This window comes from Leptolyngbya sp. Cla-17 (assembly GCF_016807185.1).
Classification (GTDB): Bacteria; Cyanobacteriota; Cyanobacteriia; order Leptolyngbyales; family Leptolyngbyaceae; genus ULC077BIN1.
On sequence record NZ_JAEVYN010000001.1, the window covers coordinates 1,082,049 to 1,103,716 of the forward strand.

Genomic DNA, 21,668 nt, shown 5'->3' on the forward strand with positions numbered 1-21,668 from the left:
TTCACTGTTTTAAATGTTACGCGGATTTCAGTTTAATTAGTAGCTGAGCAGCTTTACTCCGTTGGTCGAGGTATGACCTGATTACCCTGTTAAGAGTTAAAGCAAGTTGTTTTGAGTTGCTGATAGGAAGCAGTTCTGCGGCATCAAGATAGAGGCAAAATATAACTCATGGGGAAAAGAGTAGAAACAGATAACAAGAGGAGTGAGCTAGTGCTGAATCCTGGCTGTTACAGGATAGAGAAGCCGTTTATGACTGATCCAGTTAGCACTGCTCCAGGTTTCTATCGTCTAATTAGTTTAGAAGAGTTGCAGTTGAAAACCCATACAAAAGAGCAACTCAGGGTATGGATAGACAAGCTCAAAGTTACTTGTGATGCGAAGAATACAGCGGATTGCAGTCAGATAGAGGACAATGAAGGATTACAACTTTGGGTCAAAAATGAAGCCGTATTCCATAGACTTTCGAGAGAAGATTGTAAGTGCTATGGAGAAGGGTGATAGCTCGATCCGAAAAGTTGCTGCCCGCTTTGCTGTCAGCAAGAGTTGCGTCGAGAGATGGATGATTCAGAAGCGCACAGAAGGTCACGTCGTTCCCCATAAGCAGGGTGGTTCGGTGAGTCCTGTGATGGAGCACAAAGACCAGTTAGTGGCGATCTTCGAGAACCAGCGCGATGCGACCTTAGCGGAATATTGTGAGCTACTCTTTGATGAGACTGGGCTATGGGTTAGCCAAAGTACTATGTGCCGAACCTTTCAGAGACTCAATTTACCGCGCAAAAAAAAACGCTCCGCTCCAGCCAAGCCACCAGCGAACGAGTCCAACTCCTGAGACAGGAGTACTGGGCACAGGTGACGAGTATAGAACTCAAAGATTTAGTGTTTCTCGATGAGATGGGTGTTCTACTGGGACTCATGCGAACCCATGCCCGTGCTGCACCTGGGGAACGAGCGTATGACTTCAAACCTTTTTATCGGGGCAAGAAGGTGAGTGTCATGGGCGCGATTACCGTCTCAAAGGTGCTGGCTGTGATGACGATAGATCAGTCGATGGACGCGGTTGTCTTTGAGGTGTACGTCTCAAAGTGTCTTGTGCCTCAACTGTGGAAAGGGGCTGTCGTGGTCATGGATAACCTGCCTGCTCACAAGGTATAGCTATTGCCAGGACCAATAGGACATAGACTGAGAGGTATCCCCAATCCTACGAGGGTGAGTGCATCTATGGCAAAAGCATACAGTTACGACTTGCGACAAAAGGTGATCAATGCCATCCAATTAGACGGCATGAAGCAGAGTGAAGCCGCCCAAGTGTTTCAACTCAGTCGCAACACGATCAATCTATGGCTGAAGCGACAGAAGGAAACTGGAGACTACCAAGCCAAAACAACTCGTCCCCATCGAACCACCAGCAAAATCACCGATTGGGACAAGTTTGCCAAATTTGCCAAGCAGCATGGGGGCACAACCCAAGCGCAAATGGTCGAGTTGTGGCAAGACCAACTCAGTGTTCGCACAATTTCCAGGGCGTTACACAAACTGGGCTTGAGTCGAAAAAAAAGACCTATGGCTACCTTGAACGCGATGAGCACAAACGAGCAGAGTTCCTAGAGCAGCTAGCCAAAGTGTCTTTATCCGACCGGGTGTACATCGATGAATCGGGAATGGATGAGCGAGAGGATTATGGATATGGTTGGTGTGAACCCGGTGTGCGATTTGAAGCACTCAAGTCAGGGCGACGGGTTCAACGAATCAATATGATTGCGGCTTACTGTGAGCACCAACTGAGTGCTGCTTTTACCGTGAACGGCTCTTGTAATCGAGTCGTGTTTGAAATCTGGCTAGAAACGTGTTTGCTGCCAACGCTTAAGCCTGGGAAGGTTTTGATTCTCGACAATGCCACGTTTCATCATGGGGGACGGGTTGCTCAATTGGTGGAGTCGGTAGGGTGTCGGTTGTTATATTTACCCGCTTATTCTCCAGATTTCAATCGGATTGAAAAGTGTTGGGCCTGGCTGAAAAGTCGTATTCGCAACAGCTTGTCTAGCTTTAGTTCTTTACGGCAAGCAATGGAGTCGGTCCTGAAAGATGCTGTGTCCTAACACTGTTGTCTGTAGCTATACCCCTCATATGTCACTCTAGTTAAAGTAAAATCCAGGCAAAACGCTGAAAGTCTTTCACCGACTGCTGTCTGGTATATACGCTTCATTGTCAAATGTTTTGAAATATCGGAAATAAGCTGCGTATGCTAAGACTCAAGCCGTATAGAAGCTTCAGCATTTTTGATTAAATTTGCTTTTCCGAAAGTGATTCAAGAGGGATAAAAGCCATTGCACCTTTAATTGAGGCGGTTGGAGCGAAGGTTCTGTATCTGTCTCCTTACTCTCCCGAATTTAATCCGATTGAGCATTGGTGGTCACAGTTAAAGGCTTTCCTAAGACAGTTCTCGCCGACAACCTCGAAAAGGGTAGATACCCTCATTGCCACAGCGATGGATTTGATAGATCCTCAACATTTGCACAACTGGTTTGCACACTGCTGTTACTGTCCCTCTTAACACTGCAATCCGCCGTATATCGAGATTTGCTAGTTCAAAAGCTTATGAGGAATTTGATCGAGAGGGATTGGAACTCTGGAAAAAAATACGTGAAGAATTAGCATTAACTTATGACATTTTTTATTACAGCGAACGATTAGGAGGCTTATTTAGACATCCTGATATTCCTATCGTTAAAAGAATTAAATTAATGGCTGATTACACCTGTTACCCGATTTGGGGAATCGATGAGATCGCCAATATTTCGCCTGAAAACTTACCTTTAACGGTGGAAACGATTAGGCGTCTAGATGCATGGGCAAAACTTTTTGATGGCAGCTTAAATTGGGATGATCCAGGTGGAAAATCGCTGTGGAGTGAGCAAGATGCTCAATTCTTTGGGCAGGAAGGGGTGAGTTTGTGGCACCAACTATGCCGAGAGTTGTCTCCAGACTACGAAGTGTATTATTTCAGTGATGGTGCCCTGATCAGGCATCCAGATGAATTGAATACATAGCAATGAGTATGCCGACAGCAGCCCAACGCAGCGTTGGAACGGCCGAGCGAGAGCGATCGCTTATGATGCAAAGGTTGATTGCCGCTGCTCAACTGTGCTGCTCATGACTCAATCGTCAGGAAACTGCCAGCAAGAGATACGTTCCACACGATCGCTGCCGCAATCAGGACAATTGACTGGTGTAGAAGCCACCCATTCGGCATCGCACTGACGGCAATGACACCAAATATTGTGGCGATCGGCTTCTGCGATCGCTAATTGCCACTGCTGCAACTCTTCTGGGGTAAATTGAGACGGCGGGTTAGTCATATAGTTTTCTGGTAGGGACGCAAAACTTTGCGTCCCTACGTCATTGATTTAAACTCGATCGCGAACTTGGTTTACTGCCAGAGCTTCGACCAAACTCCGAACCACTGCAATCATTTCCACTTCGCTGCTCAGTTTGTTGATTGCAGAGCCGATGCCCACGCCGGAAGCACCTGCCGCGATCGCCAAGGGCACCGTCACACTCGACAAACCAGAGGCGCAGAGCACAGGCACGCTCACCCCACGAGAGATTTCATAGGCTGCCGCCAGCGTTGGGGCCGCTTTTTCAATTAGGCCCAAGGTTCCTGCATGAACCGGAGCGCTACTCGTGCCGCCTTCCGTTTGGATTAGATCGGCACCCGCTTTCACCAATGCTTCGGCAAGTTGAACCTGCTGATCCAGTTCCAAAATGTGAGGAACGGTCACAGAGAGAGTGACGGAAGGGAGTAAGCGGCGAGTTTCACGGGTGATTTCCAGCACTTCGGCTGCTTCAAAGCGAATGCCTTGAGCATAAAAGCTGTCAAAGTTGCCGATTTCTACCAGATCGGCTCCGGCTTGCATGGCGGCAACCAGTTTGGCAGGCTCCACCGCAGAGACACACACGGGCAGGCTAGTGATGCGCTTTACCATCCGAATCAAGTCTGGATCGGCGGCGATGTCTACAAAGGTCGCTCCGCCCTGATCAGCAGCATTGACCACCGCAGCAACGCGATCGCGATCGAAATTGTTTAACCCACTAATTACCTTTAAGGCACGCCCCTGCTCTAAGGCAGCATTTAGCGTTACGAGTCTCGTCATAGTCATTCTCTGTTAATTACGGTATGACCATTTTGCCACTCTAAATGGATGGAAACCCAACGAAAATTCACCAGGATTGCGTAGGGGGTTGGTATACCCTGTGCGAAGCAGGCGATGGGCAATAATCTCTGCACTTCATTCAAGAGCGACGTTCCGAGTGCCAAACTCCGTACAACCCATATTTGATTGTGTTTAATCTGCGATTTTGGCGCAGATTTGAATCAAGGCAAAATCAAGCTTTTGCTGCTTTCAACGACTTAAAACGTTAATCTATCGGAAGTGGAGCATCCTTGTTTCTTCCCCGTTACCATCATTTGCCTTTTAGCAGGTGAAGTATTTTTTGCGCCTATAGGCATTCCAAGGTTGGACTTCCCATCCGATTCCTTATTAAATCACCGCATCCTTTTAGGCAATATGACATCCAACCGTACGAGTGATTATTCAGTGTAAATGCTGCTGTTATTTTCTTTTACTATGACCATTCACTACGACAAGGTATGGGTAACCCACTTTATCTGCTAGAAACTGTGCCTTTTTCTCAGGGTATTTTCAACTCCTTTTCGCTTGCGGTGGGCTTTAGCATTGCAATTTTGTTGACTGTGGCGATCGCTCAGTTTCTACTGGTGCGTCAGACGTATCAACGGGCATGGGGAAAAAGTGAAGAACAATTTTGTCGCTTAGTGCAGACAATGCAAGTGGGCGTGCTGCTATTGAATGCGGATGCGGAAATTGTAGTGTGTAACCCGATCGCCATCGATTTACTAGGACTCAGTGCCGAAGCCAAGCACTTTGAACTCCCTACTGATCCAGGCTGGGAATTTTTAGATGCAGACGGAAAGCCTATGGTGGCAACGGATTTTCCCATTCAACAGGCGATCGATCAGCGCCAACCCATTTGCGATCGCGTTTTAGGAGTCGTCTGCCCTCAGCTTTCCTACTGTCGTTGGCTCTTGGTTAATGTCAACCCGCACCTTACACCCAATGGCGAAATTGATCGTGTTGTCTGCACTTTGAGCGACATGACTCACCAAAAGCAAACAGAGGATGCCCTCCACGGGAGCAACTCGCGCTATCAAAATCTGGCGGAAAACGTGCCCGGCATGATCTATCAGATTGTACTGAAGCCCACGAAGGAAATGTCCTTTTTGTATGTCAGTTCTGGCTGCCGAGAGCTTTGTGGTAAGGAGCCAAATGCGTTGATCCAAGATTTTGAGGCGGGCTGGGATTTAACTCACCCTGACGATATCGCGCCCTTAAACCGTTCCATCATTGAATCTGCTCGGACGTTGCAGCCGTGGGATTTTATCTGGCGGATTGTGGTTGACGGACAAATAAAATGGCTACGAGGGAATTCTCGTCCTGAGTTGCAGCCCGATAACAGCATCATTTGGGATGGAATGCTGACTGATATTACCAAGGGAAAAGAGACAGAAGAGCGACTGCGAAAAAGCGCTGAACGAGAACGGACGATCTCCCGTGTCATTCAGCGAATGCGCCAAACCCTCAAGTTAGAACAAATTTTTAGTGCCACTACTGAAGAATTGCGGCAAGCCTTGCAGTGCGATCGCGTGGCTATTTTTCGCACTACCCCAGCCAGCCAGGAATATATCGTTGCAGAATCAGTTGCAGATGGATGGATTCCACTCGTAGCAAATCCTCTGGTCGATACTGAAAAAGGTTCTATTGCTGATTTGCAAGCTGCAAACGACAGTATGGATACGCTGGGAGTGAGCTATTACTGTATTGCCGATATTTATCAAGCGGGGCTGCGATCGCAGGATATTGAACGATTAGAAGAATTTCAAGCGAAAGCTTATCTCAGCGTGCCGATCTTCTCTGGCAATCAACTATGGGGATCGCTGATTGCCTACCAAAACTCTGCCCCGCGCAAATGGGATTCTGCTGAAACTAAAATTGTCTTGCAAATTGGCTCTCAATTAGGAGTTGCCGTTCAGCAGGCAGAACTGCTTGCCCAAACCCAGCGACAGGCAACCGAACTTCAACGGGCGAAAGAAACCGCCGATGCCGCAAATCGGGCAAAAAGTGAATTCTTAGCCAACATGAGTCATGAACTTCGCACTCCACTCAATGCCATTTTGGGGTTTACCCAACTGCTGAGTCGAGACGCTTCGCTGATGGATGAACACCGCCAATATGTTGAAATCATTAGCCATAGTGGGGAGCATCTGCTTGCGCTGATCAACAATGTTTTGGAAATGTCCAAAATTGAAGCAGGTCGAATCACGCTCAGCGAAACCAACTTCGATCTCTATCGGCTCCTCGATAATTTAGAAGCGCTATTTCAACTGGAAGCTCAATCTAAGGGGCTGCAACTGGTGTGCGATCGCGATGCCGCCGTACCTCGTCATATCCACGCCGATGAAAATAAGCTGAATCAGATACTCATAAATCTAGTCAATAATGCCATTAAATTTACTGCTACGGGATCTGTTGAGGTGCGAGTCAGCTTGGGAGATCACGACTGGCGATCTCGTAACGTCTCTACAGATCTTGCTTCCCCCAAGGTCGGAGTTATGGAGCGTGGAGAATGTTCAGCAGACCTAACTCCCAACCTCTCATTCCCAAACCTACACTCCCTTGTCTTCACAGTCCGTGATACGGGTTTTGGAATGACATCGGCAGAAATTGGTCAATTATTTCAACCCTTTGGGCAAACTGAATCAGGAGCAAAATTTTCAGAGGGCACGGGTTTAGGGTTAGCCATTAGCCAAAAATTTGTGCAGTTGATGGGTGGCTCTATTACGGTAGACAGTCAACCGGGTCAGGGCACTAAGTTTGCGTTTGAGATTCCAGCGATCGCAATCAACGCAGACCAAGTAAAACAAAAGGACACTTCCTATCAACAGGTTGTGGCATTGGCCCCCGGTCAGCCACGCTATCGCATGTTAATTGTGGATGATGACCCAATCAATCGATTGATTATGGTTCGACTACTCAAAGGCATTGGATTTGATACACAGGAGGCAGAAAATGGAGAAGCCGCGATCGCGCTTTGGCAAAGCTGGCACCCCCAAATCATTTGGATGGATATGCAAATGCCGATAATGAATGGGTTAGAAGCAACTAGGCAAATAAAATCAAATTCAACCGGACAATCAACCATCATTATTGCCCTCACCGCCAGCGTGTTTGAAGAGCAACGTCAAAAAATTCTCGCAAGCGGCTGCGATGATTTTGTCCGCAAACCCTTTCAGCGAGAAGAAGTGCTTGCCAAAATGGCAGAGCACCTAGGGGTGAAATACCTGTACAAACCGAGCCAATCCCAGCCCCCCCATCTTTCAGCCCCTTCATCCAATTTCACCTTAAATGCCCAGTCGTTAGCCATTATGTCGGATGATTGGCTCGAAAAGCTGTACTCTTCAGCAGCTCAAGGGAGCGATATCCTTGCTTTGCAATTGATTGAAGAAATCCCCCCCGATCACACCGAATTCATTGATGCCCTCACCACCCTGGTCAACAATTTCCGATTTGACCAGATCATGAACTTCATCCAACTCGCCCAGGATTTGAGGACTTAACCAGCAAGAATTACATGAGTCATAACCACTTCAATACCGAATCCGTTGATATCCTCGTTGTGGATGACACTGCCGAGAATGTGCGCCTGCTTTCAACCATGCTGACCCGTGAAGGATATCAGGTTCGTAAAGCGATTAATGGTCAGCTAGCGCTGACTGCGATTCAAGCACGAATGCCCGATTTGATTTTGCTAGATATCATGATGCCGGATATGGACGGCTATGCGGTATGCAGCCGTTTAAAGGGGATGCCTCAGACCGCAGAAATTCCAGTCATCTTTTTGAGCGCCTTAGATGATGCCTTCGATAAGGTAAAGGCGTTCAAAGTGGGTGGAGCAGATTATATGACGAAGCCATTTCACATTGAGGAGGTGCTAGCGCGAGTGAGGCATCAATTGGCGCTCCAAGCAGCAGAACGCAAAAATCATCGACTCAATGCTCAATTAGAACAACGGGTGATTGAACGAACGCAACAGCTTGAAATTGCGAATGCTCAGTTGCTAAAGATGGCGCTGTGCGATTCGTTAACCCAATTAGCAAATCGCGCTGCATTTGTTGATTGTTTAGATAAAGCGCTAAACGAACTAAAAAAACAGCCCAATTTGCAGTTTGCGGTGTTGTTTTTAGATTGCGATCGCTTCAAGATCGTCAATGATTCTTTAGGACATTTTGCAGGCGATCAGTTACTCGTGGCGATCGCCCAACGACTCAAACAACATCTCAGGCAAATTGACACGTTAGCCCGACTAGGCGGCGACGAATTTGCGATTCTACTAACCCAAATTATCGACAAAGACAGCACAATCCAGTTTGCCGATCAAATTTTAGCTGCGTTCACCGAACCCTTCACCCTGCAAGATCATCAAGTTTTTATCAATGCCAGCATTGGTATCGCCTTTGGCAAATCCGACTACGACAAACCCGAACACTTGCTGCGCGATGCCGACACCGCGATGTATCATGCCAAAGCCGCTGGCAAAGCTCAACATCGCATCTTTGAAGCCACCATGCCCCGGGCTGCGCTGCAACTGCTGCAAATTGAAACGGACCTGCGTCGAGCCATTAGTCAACAAGAATTGTCCCTCAATTACCAGCCCATTGTGGCGCTCGATTCTGGCAAAATTGCTGGGCTAGAAGCACTCATTCGCTGGAACCATCCCGATCGCGGTTTTATTCCACCCTCTACCTTTATTCCGGTTGCTGAAGAAACTGGGCTGATTAGCGAAATTGGCAATTGGGTACTCAAAGAAGCTTGTCATCAGATCCGAAATTGGCAGAAACAAGGAGTGATTGATTCAAACTTTAGTGTCAGTGTAAATCTGTCTGCCCGTCAATTTGCCCAAATTAACTTGATGCAGCAGATTACCCACATTCTGGCCGAAACCGGACTGTCTCCCAATTGTCTAAAACTGGAAGTAACCGAAAGTGCCATTATGGATAACCCCAGCTCAGCAGCAGATATATTGCTGAAACTGCGGCAACAGCACATTCAGCTTAGTATGGATGATTTTGGTACAGGTTATTCTTCGCTGAGTTACCTGCAATCCTTTCCAATGGACTACCTCAAAATCGATCGCTCCTTCGTGATGTCTTTAGACGGCACCGAGGAAAAGTTGGGGTTGGTTCCAATTATTGTAAAGATCGCCCAAACAATGAATATGCAGGTAGTGGCGGAAGGAATTGAAACTCCAGAGCAACTGGCTCAGCTGCGATCGCTCAACTGCGATTTTGGGCAGGGCTACTTCTTTTCTAGACCCCTCACCGCCGAGAAAGTAGTTGAACTCATCACATCACGGTGTCATTGGTGAGGCAAGACGATAGGCGATAGGCAGAAGAAGGTAGAAGAAACAACTCACAACTTTTTCTAGACTCCTACCAACCTTCAAGAAACGCCTTCGCGACTCGCGACTCGTCCTTCTCCTGATATCCTAAAGAAGAGATGGATGGCAATAGGAAGGGGATGAGCAATATGAATTACCTGGTGGCTGTGCTGAGCGATCGCATTCAAGCAGAAGCGGCTTACTCTGCCTTAGAAGCAAAAGGGCTGCCGATGACTGGCATCACGATTTTAGGGCGGGGCTATAAAAGTGCCGATGAATATGGCTTGATCGATCCTAAAGAGCAAGCCTCTCGTTATGCAAAACTGATGTCCTTTTGGTTGGTTCCCTTTGGGTTTGCAGCCGGATTTACCTTCAGCTTAATTACGAATCTCGATACCTTTTCTTGGGCAGGAGAAATTGGCAATCATGTGATTGGGGGTTTGCTGGGCGCAGCATCTGGGGCAATGGGTAGCTTTTTTGTAGGCGGTGGCGCGGGGCTTGCCTTTGGTAGTGGTGATGCTCTGCCCTATCGCAATCGGCTTAGTGCGGGCAAATATCTCATTGTTGTGAAAGGTTCAGAAGTCTTAACGCGCCAATCGACCGCGATTTTGCGGCAGTTTGAGCTAGAGAATATTCAGGGCTATGAGGAAATGTGATACATATCACCACAGAACAGCCGCAACATCACTCTTCATTGGCAGCATAAGAGCCACACTAAGGACAACAATCTGTTCCTAAAGTCGGTTTACTGTCATGTCTGATTCACTCTTAAATCGGTATTCTGCAATCATTCATGCGATCGCCATCACATCAGCTTTAGCGATCGTTTCTGGCGCAGTTCCCTCCAACCTAGCTTCCCTCAAAAATCTGCAAGCTTTCCACATCGATTTGCAAACTATTCAGCGCTAAATATCAAAAATAATCTCTTTCGGTTATTTTTCACTCCTGCCCTAACCAAACGCACCTAGACTGGGAAGCAGACGAGTCATAAATAAACCAATGGTACGGTTAAAGCTTTGGCAGTGGGCAGTTTTAGGACTTCCGATCGCGGGAATCGTTGGATTTTTGCTAATCGCCTCAGGCGTTCAGATTCATACCTGGGGGCTAAGTTGGATTTGGGCAATCTTCACCCTGCTGCTCGTTGGCTGGCGATTTTTGCTAGTGAAGTGGACTCGTCCTGCTGTCGACCAGATAGAATCCGTGATGGCGGCAGTGACAGAAGAACTAAAAGCTGCATCAGGTGACGCTTCAACCTTGACTGAAGGCACGGGTCAACAACTAGAAACCGCGTTGCAGCAGATTTTGGAGGCTGTGCAGACCGATCCGCCCGTATGGGAGGATTGGTCAACCTTTTGGCAGCGCTGCCAGGAATTGGTCACCGCGATCGCCCAGGTTTATCACCCAGAAGTCAAACGACCCCTACTCAATATCTATATTCCTCAAGCCTACACGCTGATTCGAGGCACTGTGGATGACATGGATCAATGGATGGGTAAGCTCTCGCCCGCATTGAACCAAATGACTGTAGGGCAAGCAGTGGAAGGCTACGAGATTTATCGCAGGCTAGAACCCTCTGCAAGGAAACTATTACGCGTTTGGAACTGGGCGCAGTGGTTTTTAAACCCAGCAGTAGCCATTGCTAAACAAGCGACCCAACGCCATGGCAATCAAGCCAGCCAGCAGCTATTGGTCAATTTAAGCCAGCTTTTGAAGCAAGCAGCACTGCGAAATTTGAGCAATCAGGCGATCTCCCTCTATAGTGGCAAACTGCCAGGGTTAGAATCCGTTGCCCCTACACTCACGATTCCGGTCGCAAAAACTCAAACCTTGCAAGAGATTCTTTCCCAAACGCAGTCTCTAGAAAAAGTTGAGCAAAAGCCAGTCAACATTCTGCTAGTAGGGCGAACCGGCGCAGGTAAAAGCAGCTTAATCAATACGCTGTTTGTGGAAGACAAAGCGGCTGTAGACCTGTTGCCCAGCACCGAGGCAATTCAAGATTATCACTGGCAATCAACGACAGGCGACGCATTGACCCTTTGGGATACTCCAGGTTATGAGCAAGCAAATCGCGCTGATTTTCGGGATTTAGTCCTCGATCGCGCCATGCAAGCAGATGTGTTGCTCTTAGTCACTCCTGCCCTAGATCCAGCCTTGCAAATGGATGTAGATTTTCTGACGGATGTGAAGGCAGCAATCCCCGATCTCCCCGCGATAGCCGCCGTAACTCAAGTGGATAAGCTGCGCCCTATCCGCGAATGGAATCCGCCCTATGATTGGAAATTGGGCGAATTACCCAAAGAAATAGCTATTCGGGAGGCAACTCAATACCGTGCTGCTCAACTGCATAATTGCAACTGGGTGCTGCCTGTGGTGACGGGGAATGCTCAACTAAACCGAACGGCTTGGGGCATAGAAGCGTTGTCCTTAGGTTTGGTAGACGCGATCGCCCCTGCCAAGCAACTTCGTCTTGCCCGGTTTCTCCGCAATTTAGAAGCCCGCACTATTGCAGCCGCCAAAATCATCGATCGCTATACCTTTCAAATGACGACTACTCAAGGATTGACAACCCTACTCAAAAGCCCCGTCCTGACCTTTTTGGCAACTCTGACCACAGGCACCCCCAACCTCGCCTATTTACTGTCGGAGCAAATTCCGATCGAACAGTTGCCCATCGTGATTGGCAAGCTTCAAATGGCATACGATCTATTTTCCTTGCTCAGCGCCGATAACCCAAACGCCCGCAACTTTGACCTGCTAGCCCTATGGTCAATTTTGCTGGAAAACACCGCCTCACCGGAACTCAACGCTTGGGCATTTGGTCATGCAATCACTGAATATTGGACGCAATCTCTGACTACAGAACAGCTACAACAGCGATTTCAGCATTATCTACAGGAGGGAGAAAAACTCTAACTTTAAGTTTGGAGAGGGGAATGAATAAGACACCTGCTATCTCTAACCGCTTGTTCCCCAACTTACTGAATCGGCAGTTCTAAAACAAAGGAAGTTTGCTGGTTCGCACTATAGACTGAAAGTTTAGCACCCAAGTGCTCTGACATTCTTTTGACTAGCGCTAGCCCAAGTCCCGTGCCGCCGTGCTTCCAAGGGTCGTTGTTGGGAATTCGGTAAAACTTATCGAAGACGCGATCGCGCTCATCTTCAGAAATTTCAACCCCGGTATTGGTGACACAAATCCGCAGACTCATCGGATCAGGGTTAGATCGATCTTCTTCAGAATGTTGAATGAATTGAAGTGGGTTTTGCTGTGTTTGCTCAAGAATCACTTGGGCTGAAAGGGTAATGCTTTCTCCAGGGGGGGTATATTTACAAGCGTTGTTTAGTAGTTCAGTCAAAATTCGTTCTAGATAATGTAAGTCTGTTGCTAGAGGAGGAATAGAGCTGGGAACATCCACATGAAAGTATTGCTCCTGCGAATGGGTTCGAGCGAGGAAAGGTTCTGTCAAATGATCAATCCAAGGGGCTAAATTAATCCTAGTTAGCGTCAGGGGTTCAACTCCAGCATCTAAGCGTGTCAGGTCTAATAAATCATTGATCAAATGAATTTCGCGGTGGCATTCGTCTTGCAAGATATGAAAGTAGCTAGCAGCTTTGCTGGAGGCATCTTCAAGAAGGCCGGTCGATTTTAGGATCACTTCTAACATCTGGGTTGCCAGTTTGATATTAGAAATCGGCGATCGCAACTCATGAGAAACCGTGCTAAGAAAATCATCTTTTAATAAGTGCAGCCGCTCTAACTCTTCTACCTGCTGCTGCACCGCTTGATAAAGTCGGGCTTGTCGCAGGGCGATCGCGCACTGATTGGCAACCTGCTGCACTAACCGAATTTCTAAAGCACTGAACCATTCTTCTGGCGGCTTAAATAGCCGAAAAGTTCCAAATACTCCCTGCTCATCAATTAAAGGACAGCTTAAAATCGCAAACTGACCTGCAATATTGGGAGTCATTGCCTGAAAAAAGGAAATTCCACAAAATTGAACGGCATTCCCTTGCAAAATTTGTTGATACTCAGGTGATAAATCTAGGCTGACCCCTTCACCTTGGGCAGATGCGATTTCGGCACAACGATATTCATAACGGATAGTTTCTGTATTTGCTTCACGGTTGAAGATGCCCACATTACAACAGATAATCCGTAGCCCCGTTGCCACTTCCTGCACAGCCGCTTGCAAAATTTGCTCTTCATCAAAACTATCACGCACGCGATCGGTAATCGCTTTCAGCAATGCCTCATACTCCAGCATCGTTTGAAGTTGAATGGTGCGCTCTTCTACGCGACTCTCTAAAACGGTGTTGTGCTCTTGAAGCTGTTTTTGTAGAGTGCGAATGGCGAGTTGATTTTTTACCCGTGCTAAAACTTCTTCTATCTGAAAAGGTTTGGTAATGTAGTCAACTCCGCCTACTTCAAACGCTTTTACTTTGTCAAATACATCATTCAAAGCGCTTAAAAAAATAATTGGAATATTAAAGGTCTGTGCAGAAGCCTTTAGGTGCTGGCAGACTGCATACCCATCCATTCCTTCCATGCGAATGTCTAGCAGAATTAAATCGGGGGGTGTAGAGTTCGCCGCCGCAAGTGCTAACCGTCCATTCAGTACTTTTCTGACATCATATCCGTGCTGACTCAGCATTGCAGACAGGACGCGTAGGTTGTCGGGTACATCATCGACGATTAAAATGTCTGCTTTGGGTGCAAGTTGCATGGTTTAAGAGTCAGTGAACTAAGGCTCAGTCATTTTGATGATAATCTCCAATCAAAATCATTCCCATAAGTTGTCGCCCGCTGCTCTAAGGACTGAATATCTTCTCTGAGAGCGCTTTAGCCGCTAGGCGCTTAAAACGACAAGGTTTTTATACTTTTAGGAAAAATTACAAACTATCTCAAAATTTTTAAGATATACAGATTTTATAGATCTAGCAGAGTTTCGATTTTGATTGATTTTTTGCTGGTTACAAATAAAAAAAGTTATCGTTCTCTTGCTGTAGGTAAATGCTCGTAGAGACTCGGAACAAAATCTCTACGAGCGTGAATGAGTGGCTATGCCAGGGTGGTATAGCCGTTGAAGTAATCTTGCAGTTGGCGATCGTGATCGTGAGAAAGGGTGCCAATAGGCACTGCTTCCGGTGGAAAGGCTTTGATGTCTAAAACTTCTTTTGGATCTTGAATTTGCATCGCTCCTGTCGCATCGACTTCTACCACGATGCAAATCGAATGAACCCGCCCATCCCGTTCTGGAGATGAATAAATTCCAACCAAGCGTCGCACTTTCGCAAGGTTGAGTCCAGTTTCTTCTTCTAGTTCGCGCTGTACGGTGGTTTCAATATCCTCGCCCCAATTGACCATGCCGCCAGGAAGTGCCCATTTACCGTTGTCTCGCCGTTTGATTAACACAATCTGACCATCGGGCAATAGGGGAATAATGCTCGTGCCGGTAACGGGATGGCGAAAAATAATGCCCAAGACTGTTTGTGCAAAATGCCATAACTGACCCATAAGCTAAAGTGACTGCTCCAGCAGAATATTGAGAGAACAATAGTGCGATCGCACTATGAGTGAAATCAAGAAACCACTCTGCAATGTGATAACACTAAAAAAATCTAATCGGTAGATGCTTGCGATCTCCTGCGACGTATCTGCCATTCTAAACTAGGCAAATGCTTCAACCCATACAGCGGATTGCAGTCAGATAGAGGACAATGAAGGATTACAACGTTGGGTCAAAAATGAAGCCGTATTCCATAGACTTTCGAGAGAAGATTGTAAGTGCTATGGAGAAGGGTGATAGCTCGATCCGAAAAGTTGCTGCCCGCTTTGCTGTCAGCAAGAGTTGCGTCGAGAGATGGATGATTCAGAAGCGCACAGAAGGTCACGTCGTTCCCCATAAGCAGGGTGGTTCGGTGAGTCCTGTGATGGAGCACAAAGACCAGTTAGTGGCGATCTTCGAGAACCAGCGCGATGCGACCTTAGCGGAATATTGTGAGCTACTCTTTGATGAGACTGGGCTATGGGTTAGCCAAAGTACTATGTGCCGAACCTTTTAGAGACTCAATTTACCGCGCAAAAAAAAACGCTCCGCTCCAGCCAAGCCACCAGCGAACGAGTCCAACTCCTGAGACAGGAGTACTGGGCACAGGTGACGAGTATAGAACTCAAAGATTTAGTGTTTCTCGATGAGATGGGTGTTCTACTGGGACTCATGCGAACCCATGCCCGTGCTGCACCTGGGGAACGAGCGTATGACTTCAAACCTTTTTATCGGGGCAAGAAGGTGAGTGTCATGGGCGCGATTACCGTCTCAAAGGTGCTGGCTGTGATGACGATAGATCAGTCGATGGACGCGGTTGTCTTTGAGGTGTACGTCTCAAAGTGTCTTGTGCCTCAACTGTGGAAAGGGGCTGTCGTGGTCATGGATAACCTGCCTGCTCACAAGGTAAAAGCCATTGCACCTTTAATTGAGGCGGTTGGAGCGAAGGTTCTGTATCTGTCTCCTTACTCTCCCGAATTTAATCCGATTGAGCATTGGTGGTCACAGTTAAAGGCTTTCCTAAGACAGTTCTCGCCGACAACCTCGAAAAGGGTAGATACCCTCATTGCCACAGCGATGGATTTGATAGATCCTCAACATTTGCACAACTGGTTTGCACACTGCTGTTACTGTCCCTCTTAACACTGCAATCCGCCGTATCTGCAAGAATCTGTTCGATGTGAATGTCAGGTTTTACTTTTTTATAGATTTTTGCGATCATCCCTTCTGGGCTAATCACAAAGGTACTGCGAGTAATGCCGACGTATTCTTTACCCATGAACTTCTTCAAACCGTAGCTCTCGTAAGCAGTGGCAACCGTTCCGGCTTCGTCTATCAGCAATGGAAAGGGCAGATTGAATTTAGCGCTGAATTTACTGTGAGATTTCGCATCATCGGTGTTGACCCCTAACACCACGATATCCCGATTCTGAAATTCGGCGTAGGAGTCACGAAAGGCACAAGCCTGCTTAGTGCAGCCGGGAGTATTGTCGCGGGGATAAAAGTACAAGACAACGTGTTTGCCTTGCAAATCGGCAAGGCGAATGATGTTGCCTTGGGCATCAGGCAAGCTAAATTCGGGAGCGCGATCGCCAATATTCAGCACCATAAGAATTAAAAATATAGTAAAAACTTCGTTTAGAACTGGGAATGGTGTTGGCGCGGCGAGAGTCTACTTCGGTTGCCATTCTCAGCGATCGCGCAACGCTTTGAAGGTTGCTTTGATAATGTGATGCAAATTAATACTGTGCTATGGGAGGTAGTTGCCAACCGGGTGTTGAAACCTTGGATGAACGGAAATCTTCAAGCGATTTAAATTTATTTACCCTGCTGCATGACGACAAAGCGTGACTACTAATTATGAGGCTTGTTTGTAACGACCGGAAGACAGCGTATTACTAATGATCCACTGCCTATCGATTGAAGAGTTTGACAACCAGCGGTTAACTAAGTCAGCCCACTTGACTGGAATTTGTAGGCTGTTCCAAGCAGTAGCGGCTGACACAGAAAAATTCGCATACAGATCAGGAGAAGAAGTGAGCTTTTTGATGCTGTTCGCTAGTGCAGCTGAATTGCCCGACGGAAAAATTAAAGCATTGGTTTGATCGGTCAACTTTTCGCGAAACATCGGATGATTTGAAGCAATAATTGGAGTCCGAGCGCATAAAGCTTCATAAATTGTCATGGGAAATCCCTCGGGATACTTATCTCTACTAGGAATTATCACCACATCTGCCTCCCTCATAGTCGGGATAATATTTTTGTTAGGAATCAAGCCTAAAAACTCAACTCTATCTTCAATTTTTAGCTCACGTGCGCGATTAATATAAGTTTCTAATTCACCTCGACCGATCGCCTTTAATTGAACCGAAACTCCTTCAGATTTCAGGATTGCTACCGCTTCTAAAACATCACCAATGCCTTTCAATTCTGTAATTGCGCCAACAAAAACAATCTCCCAAACAGATTTTTGAGTAGGTAGAGTTTTAGGTGCATAGTCACTGGGTGTCACCTCATGAGGCCAATCCCACGGAACAATTTTGTTTGCTTTAACGCCTATTTTTGCCAATGAAGTGGAGGCGTTGATTCCATGATTTCCGACCCACGCAACTCCCTTGCTGTTCAACAATCTTGCTAGGCGATAGTTCCGAATTCTGTCTTTCAGTTTTTCTACAGTAAAAGAATCTGCCAGAGTGACGAGCGTTTCAACATTGTTTTGAATTGCCCAATTTAATACTTCTCGGATGGGTGTCCGGGCAACTATGTGAGTTGGATTATAGTTTTTAACTAACTTGAGTATTTCTTTCGCATCTACATCAGTACGAAATCCTGCACCAATCGCTCGAACTCCATTTTCAAGCATCTCGTTGTATGGAGCATCAGTTAGGCAACATAATGTGGCGACCTCATTTCCACTCTTAGCGATTGTAGCTACTACTTCAACAGAATATTGTTGAGCATAATAGCTATCGCCTTTACCTTGAGCGAGATTCTTAACAGCCTCACGATAATCGCCAGCATATTGGACAAATAATACTCGCATACCCACAAGCCTAACCCCTCTTAAGTTTTAAGTGACAAACTCGAAGGTCAAATCTAACACTTAAATTTTGGCAATCGCCACTATGCAAAACCCGGTATTGCTTGCTAAAGCACCCCTTTAGAACTGGGAATGGTGTTGGCGCGACGAGAGTCTACTTCAGTTGCCATTCTCAGCGATCGCGCAAACGCTTTAAAGGTTGCTTCAATAATATGGTGCGAGTTAATACCATCTAGCTGGCGGATGTGCAGGGTCATTTGGGCATGGTTAACGATCGCTACGAAAAACTCGCGCACGAGTTGAGTGTCATAGGTGCCCACGCGCTGAGTCGGAATTTGTAAGCCATAGCTGAGATGAGGACGACCCGAAAAATCTAGCGCTACTTGCACCAAGGCTTCATCCAACGGTGCTACAAAATGACCAAACCGGGTAATGCCCTTGCGATCGCCCAAGGCCTTGCCTAACGCCATTCCTAAAGTAATCCCCACATCTTCATTCGTGTGATGGTCATCAATTTCGATATCTCCCGTTGCCCGCACTTCCAAGTCGATCAAGCCGTGGGACGAAATTTGATGCAGCATGTGATCCAAAAAAGGAATTCCCGTCTTAGCGACACAGTGGCCCGTGCCATCCAGATTAATCGTCACCTGCACATCGGTTTCGCCGGTGGTGCGGCTGACGGAGGCACTACGGTTGGGCAACAAAAGTGAATTGTCAATTAATCGATCAGTGGTCTGCATGGCAACGTTGGAGTGAATGGCGCTCTTTCATTATCCGAGTATTTGGACGACTCAGGTAAGTAGAGTTGCAGTGAGTTGACTAACGCTCTGATTGGGGGACTGCTGAAACCGATCGCCCACTTGCCTGTTCGCTATACATCGCCCGCAGAACCAAGGCTGGATCGACCCATTTTCCAGTAAACTTTAGCCCCCAATGTAGGTGTGGTCCAGTGGTGCGACCTGTCATGCCAACTCGTCCAATCCGAACGCCTGCTTGAACTGTTTGCCCTTCCCAAATTTGGATAGCACCTTCGCGATCGATCATGTAGCGCTTGCCAGCTTCTTTCTCTACATGTCCGCTCATGTGGCAGTAGATGTGTTCCCACTGTCCAGATTGCACCACCACTGAGGTTCCACAGGCACTATCATCTGACACCTCCACCACGGTACCCATCCACCAGTTGCGAATGTAGCTACCCTGGGGTGCTGCCATGTCCAATCCACGATGATATTCCTGAGTGTAAGAACCATCAGGAGACCGACGCAATCCGAATGGAGAGGTGTAGGTTTGAAAATTTTCTACCGGAAAGGAAGCCCCCACCCATGCGCCCATAGCAGTTTGGCTAGAGTTCACTTCCACTGCATGAGCAGCCTCTTGACGGATGGGCTGGGAGACTAAACCTACTGCTAACGCGGCTGTGAGGAGTGCATAACCAACAGCTATCAGCTTCCGCCGGGGCAGAAAGATAAACTTCGACAGCATTTTACCCAGATTCAAACGATTAATCAGCGCACGAATATTTCTAAACACAGTAATTAAAAAAGCTTTCAATTGAAATCGAAACTAAACCAATATGGTTTGAGAACCTGAAACTATAGGCAGTTTAGGGTGGCTTTTAGAAGCCGCTTTTGGAAACTGAAATACTCCTCCGGAGCATGGTACTCTAGCTTGCAAATTTGGCACGTTTTTTATTGGCGTAAGTAGCGTGGCATACCCTGCGGGAAGTAAGCTAGGAGCAATCACCTTGGCAACTCAATTGAAGACCGTCTGCTAAATCGCTACCCCCTTATAGCTTCAGCTCTGCTAACCCCAGATAGCGAATGCCTACAGGTGAAACCTCAAAGCGGCAGGGCAATACTTTTACACCCAGGGCGATCGCGTCTCGAAACAGCTTGCCATAGGTTGGATCACCGCGATCGCCAGGGGCAAAGTAGGGACAGTCTGCTCGATTAATGAAGTACAGCATCACTGGAACAGCATCGGGCAGCAGCGCCATCAGTTCCTTCAAGTGTTTTCGTCCGCGAGTCGTCACCGTATCGGGAAATAAAACCAACTCGCCCTGCGCCCAAGTCGTACTTTTCACCTCCACATAGATCGGTTTGTCCGCACCTGTTAGTAAAAAATCAATGCGGCTTTTTTTATCCTCTCCATAGGGCACCTCTCCCCGCACCTCGCTGTAGCTGCTCAGTTCAGGAATCAGCTTGTTGACCAATGCTAATTGGATAATTCGGTTTGGCAAATTGGTATTCACTCCTACCCAGGTGGGCTGATTGTCATACACCTCAATCATTTCCAGGGTGTAACGCAGTTTGCGAGTTGGGCTATCGCTTTCAGAGACATACACCGGACTGCCTAGGGTGGAAACGCCCGTCATCGGTCCCGTATTGGGACAGTGCGCCGTCACCACTTCACCAGAAAACAATTCCACATCGGCAAAAAATCGTTTGTAGCGTTTAACGAGTTTGCCTGCTAACAGCGGTGGATAGTGATAAAGATAGTCGGTCATTTCGGGTTTCACAAAGGCGATCGCACTTCCCAACCTTACCAATCAACAGCCGCGATCGCTGCTTCTACCAAACTTGTTTTTTCTTTAACTGGCTTGCTTTCGACCAATTTTGAATTTCGCCTCATGTTCTACCAATACTCCAATAGTTTTTACACAATGCAGTAATTGACAAACCGTCATTCGAAGAACTAAAATTTGGTTCAATATTTGGTTCTGAAAAACATGTCTAATGTTCAAGTCCTGATTCAAGAGATGCTTCTCGAAAAGAAGCTATCTGCGATGCCTGAAGCAAAGCCCGTCAGGTTTTCGATTACTCTTACCGCTGTTGACTACCGAAGATTAAAGTATATAGCCAAAAAATTAGGAGTTTCTAGAAGCTCTTGCTGTGCGGAGTTAATTGAAGCAGCCTTAAGAGATGCAGAGCTAGAGATGGGTCTAGATTATAAAGACCAGGAGTCCAGTTATTCCAAGCTTGTGCTTGAAAATGAACCAATATTTGATTCGATAGAAGGTGAATGATGTTGGGCAATAATAAAAAGTGCTTCGTTCTAGTCATCACTCCAAATGGTTTAACCAAGTTTTTTCCAATGGGTTGGGCACCTAGCGATGGGTTTCCGCAAGGATTTGCGGATTCTTTAGATAAAGCTCAAAAGTATGAGAATTTGCGTGGAGCGCAAACATCCCTAGGTGCCTATAGATCTAAGAATAAGCAGAGCTTTAGCAAAAACAAGTATATTATTTGCCAGATGTTAGATGATTTCTCTGCCACTAAAGATTAAGTGTGCTTGTTGATGGGCGTTGCTAAATTCATCTATGACTTTCAGTTTTGGCGGAATGTCTTGTGCTCGTTAGCAGAGATTAAGGACAAACACAAAGGATTGTCCCCAGATGCAGCAATGCTTAATTGCTAATGTTGTCGCTTGCCACAGAAAACTACTGGATAGGTAACCGCTGCTAGGTAGATTGTCAAAGGTTCATAACCGTAAGGTATTTGGATTGGCTTTTTGGCAATCCGGTCAATAGTAAGATAGGAGATTGGCTGGTCTTTTGGCTGTGTTTATGTTTGCTT

Annotated in this window: 22 protein-coding genes and 1 pseudogene; 14 read left to right on the forward strand and 9 right to left on the reverse strand. The window is 46.9% G+C overall.

What is annotated here, in order from left to right; genetic code table 11:
• Nucleotides 1-412 precede the first annotated feature (412 nt).
• From JOY44_RS04925 to JOY44_RS31275, 5 genes and pseudogenes are all read left to right on the forward strand, one after another.
• Nucleotides 413-829 (forward strand): helix-turn-helix domain-containing protein, encoded by a 417-nt coding sequence (locus tag JOY44_RS04925; protein WP_171572588.1) that lies wholly within the window; start codon nt 413-415, stop codon nt 827-829.
• A gap of 20 nt (nt 830-849) precedes the next feature.
• Nucleotides 850-1,152 (forward strand): transposase, encoded by a 303-nt coding sequence (locus JOY44_RS04930; RefSeq protein WP_171572589.1) that lies wholly within the window; start codon nt 850-852, stop codon nt 1,150-1,152.
• A gap of 66 nt (nt 1,153-1,218) precedes the next feature.
• A protein-coding gene (locus JOY44_RS04935; RefSeq protein ID WP_242541715.1) for an IS630 family transposase occupies nt 1,219-2,096 on the forward strand; the annotation gives its coding sequence in 2 pieces (ribosomal slippage) (nt 1,219-1,548 and nt 1,551-2,096; 876 coding nt in all).
• Nucleotides 2,097-2,338: 242 nt separating this feature from the next.
• A pseudogene (locus tag JOY44_RS31270) lies at nt 2,339-2,435 on the forward strand (transposase); the annotation flags it as partial.
• An 87-nt stretch (nt 2,436-2,522) separates the two neighbouring features.
• The gene (locus JOY44_RS31275; protein ID WP_242541716.1) at nt 2,523-3,047 is read left to right on the forward strand and encodes a hypothetical protein; all 525 of its coding nucleotides are present in this window, start codon (nt 2,523-2,525) and stop codon (nt 3,045-3,047) included.
• Between the two features lie 108 nt (nt 3,048-3,155).
• On the opposite strand, the gene JOY44_RS04950 is transcribed toward JOY44_RS31275, so the two are convergent.
• Both JOY44_RS04950 and JOY44_RS04955 read right to left on the reverse strand, forming a co-directional pair.
• Nucleotides 3,156-3,356, reverse strand: a complete 201-nt coding sequence (locus JOY44_RS04950; RefSeq protein ID WP_171572590.1) for a hypothetical protein — start codon at nt 3,354-3,356, stop codon at nt 3,156-3,158.
• A 48-nt stretch (nt 3,357-3,404) separates the two neighbouring features.
• Nucleotides 3,405-4,151: a DUF561 domain-containing protein gene (locus JOY44_RS04955; RefSeq protein ID WP_171572591.1), complete on the reverse strand. Its 747-nt coding sequence runs from the start codon at nt 4,149-4,151 to the stop codon at nt 3,405-3,407.
• A gap of 497 nt (nt 4,152-4,648) precedes the next feature.
• On the opposite strand from JOY44_RS04955, the gene JOY44_RS04960 reads away from it, so the two are divergent.
• The 5 genes from JOY44_RS04960 (at nt 4,649) to JOY44_RS04980 (ending at nt 12,423) form a co-directional block, all read left to right on the forward strand.
• Nucleotides 4,649-7,690, forward strand: a complete 3,042-nt coding sequence (locus tag JOY44_RS04960) for a response regulator (RefSeq protein WP_171572592.1) — start codon at nt 4,649-4,651, stop codon at nt 7,688-7,690.
• A 14-nt stretch (nt 7,691-7,704) separates the two neighbouring features.
• Nucleotides 7,705-9,498: a putative bifunctional diguanylate cyclase/phosphodiesterase gene (locus JOY44_RS04965; RefSeq protein ID WP_171572593.1), complete on the forward strand. Its 1,794-nt coding sequence runs from the start codon at nt 7,705-7,707 to the stop codon at nt 9,496-9,498.
• A 161-nt stretch (nt 9,499-9,659) separates the two neighbouring features.
• The gene (locus JOY44_RS04970; protein WP_171572594.1) at nt 9,660-10,166 is read left to right on the forward strand and encodes a hypothetical protein; all 507 of its coding nucleotides are present in this window, start codon (nt 9,660-9,662) and stop codon (nt 10,164-10,166) included.
• Between the two features lie 97 nt (nt 10,167-10,263).
• Nucleotides 10,264-10,419: a hypothetical protein gene (locus JOY44_RS04975; protein WP_171572595.1), complete on the forward strand. Its 156-nt coding sequence runs from the start codon at nt 10,264-10,266 to the stop codon at nt 10,417-10,419.
• Nucleotides 10,420-10,509: 90 nt separating this feature from the next.
• Entirely contained in the window at nt 10,510-12,423 is a 1,914-nt protein-coding gene (locus JOY44_RS04980) for a GTPase family protein (RefSeq protein ID WP_171572596.1), read from the forward strand.
• Nucleotides 12,424-12,485: 62 nt separating this feature from the next.
• Here the strand turns inward: JOY44_RS04980 and JOY44_RS04985 are convergent, their stop codons facing one another.
• Together JOY44_RS04985 and JOY44_RS04990 are read right to left on the reverse strand one after the other, a co-directional pair.
• Complete coding sequence (locus JOY44_RS04985; RefSeq protein ID WP_171572597.1) at nt 12,486-14,231, reverse strand: response regulator; 1,746 nt, start codon at nt 14,229-14,231, stop codon at nt 12,486-12,488.
• A gap of 335 nt (nt 14,232-14,566) precedes the next feature.
• A complete protein-coding gene (locus tag JOY44_RS04990) occupies nt 14,567-15,022 on the reverse strand; it encodes an NUDIX hydrolase (RefSeq protein WP_171572598.1) in 456 nt (151 codons plus the stop codon).
• A gap of 203 nt (nt 15,023-15,225) precedes the next feature.
• On the opposite strand from JOY44_RS04990, the gene JOY44_RS04995 reads away from it, so the two are divergent.
• Both JOY44_RS04995 and JOY44_RS05000 read left to right on the forward strand, forming a co-directional pair.
• Nucleotides 15,226-15,570 (forward strand): helix-turn-helix domain-containing protein, encoded by a 345-nt coding sequence (locus JOY44_RS04995; RefSeq protein ID WP_171572599.1) that lies wholly within the window; start codon nt 15,226-15,228, stop codon nt 15,568-15,570.
• Nucleotides 15,555-16,196, forward strand: coding sequence for an IS630 family transposase (locus JOY44_RS05000; protein ID WP_171572600.1), 642 nt, complete (start codon nt 15,555-15,557; stop codon nt 16,194-16,196). The genes JOY44_RS04995 and JOY44_RS05000 overlap by 16 nt, the downstream gene beginning before the upstream one ends.
• Here JOY44_RS05000 and bcp read toward each other — a convergent pair.
• The 5 genes from bcp to sfsA all read right to left on the reverse strand — a co-directional run bounded on the left by bcp (nt 16,117) and on the right by sfsA (nt 20,599).
• Nucleotides 16,117-16,662, reverse strand: coding sequence for a thioredoxin-dependent thiol peroxidase (gene bcp / locus JOY44_RS05005; protein WP_171572601.1), 546 nt, complete (start codon nt 16,660-16,662; stop codon nt 16,117-16,119). The two genes, JOY44_RS05000 and bcp, sit on opposite strands and share 80 nt — an antisense overlap.
• 249 nt (nt 16,663-16,911) lie before the next feature.
• Nucleotides 16,912-18,096 (reverse strand): glycosyltransferase, encoded by a 1,185-nt coding sequence (locus tag JOY44_RS05010; RefSeq protein WP_171572602.1) that lies wholly within the window; start codon nt 18,094-18,096, stop codon nt 16,912-16,914.
• A 104-nt stretch (nt 18,097-18,200) separates the two neighbouring features.
• The gene (gene hisB, locus JOY44_RS05015; protein ID WP_198926164.1) at nt 18,201-18,794 is read right to left on the reverse strand and encodes an imidazoleglycerol-phosphate dehydratase HisB; all 594 of its coding nucleotides are present in this window, start codon (nt 18,792-18,794) and stop codon (nt 18,201-18,203) included.
• 118 nt (nt 18,795-18,912) lie between these two features.
• Nucleotides 18,913-19,644 carry a M23 family metallopeptidase gene (locus JOY44_RS05020; RefSeq protein WP_197984964.1) on the reverse strand — a complete coding sequence of 244 codons (732 nt, stop codon included), beginning with the start codon at nt 19,642-19,644 and terminating at the stop codon, nt 18,913-18,915.
• Between the two features lie 235 nt (nt 19,645-19,879).
• Complete coding sequence (sfsA, locus tag JOY44_RS05025; RefSeq protein WP_171572604.1) at nt 19,880-20,599, reverse strand: DNA/RNA nuclease SfsA; 720 nt, start codon at nt 20,597-20,599, stop codon at nt 19,880-19,882.
• A gap of 195 nt (nt 20,600-20,794) precedes the next feature.
• On the opposite strand from sfsA, the gene JOY44_RS05030 reads away from it, so the two are divergent.
• Complete coding sequence (locus tag JOY44_RS05030; protein ID WP_203031936.1) at nt 20,795-21,118, forward strand: hypothetical protein; 324 nt, start codon at nt 20,795-20,797, stop codon at nt 21,116-21,118.
• Nucleotides 21,115-21,378 carry a hypothetical protein gene (locus JOY44_RS05035; RefSeq protein ID WP_171572606.1) on the forward strand — a complete coding sequence of 88 codons (264 nt, stop codon included), beginning with the start codon at nt 21,115-21,117 and terminating at the stop codon, nt 21,376-21,378. Before JOY44_RS05030 ends, JOY44_RS05035 begins: the two co-directional genes overlap by 4 nt.
• Nucleotides 21,379-21,668 lie beyond the last annotated feature (290 nt).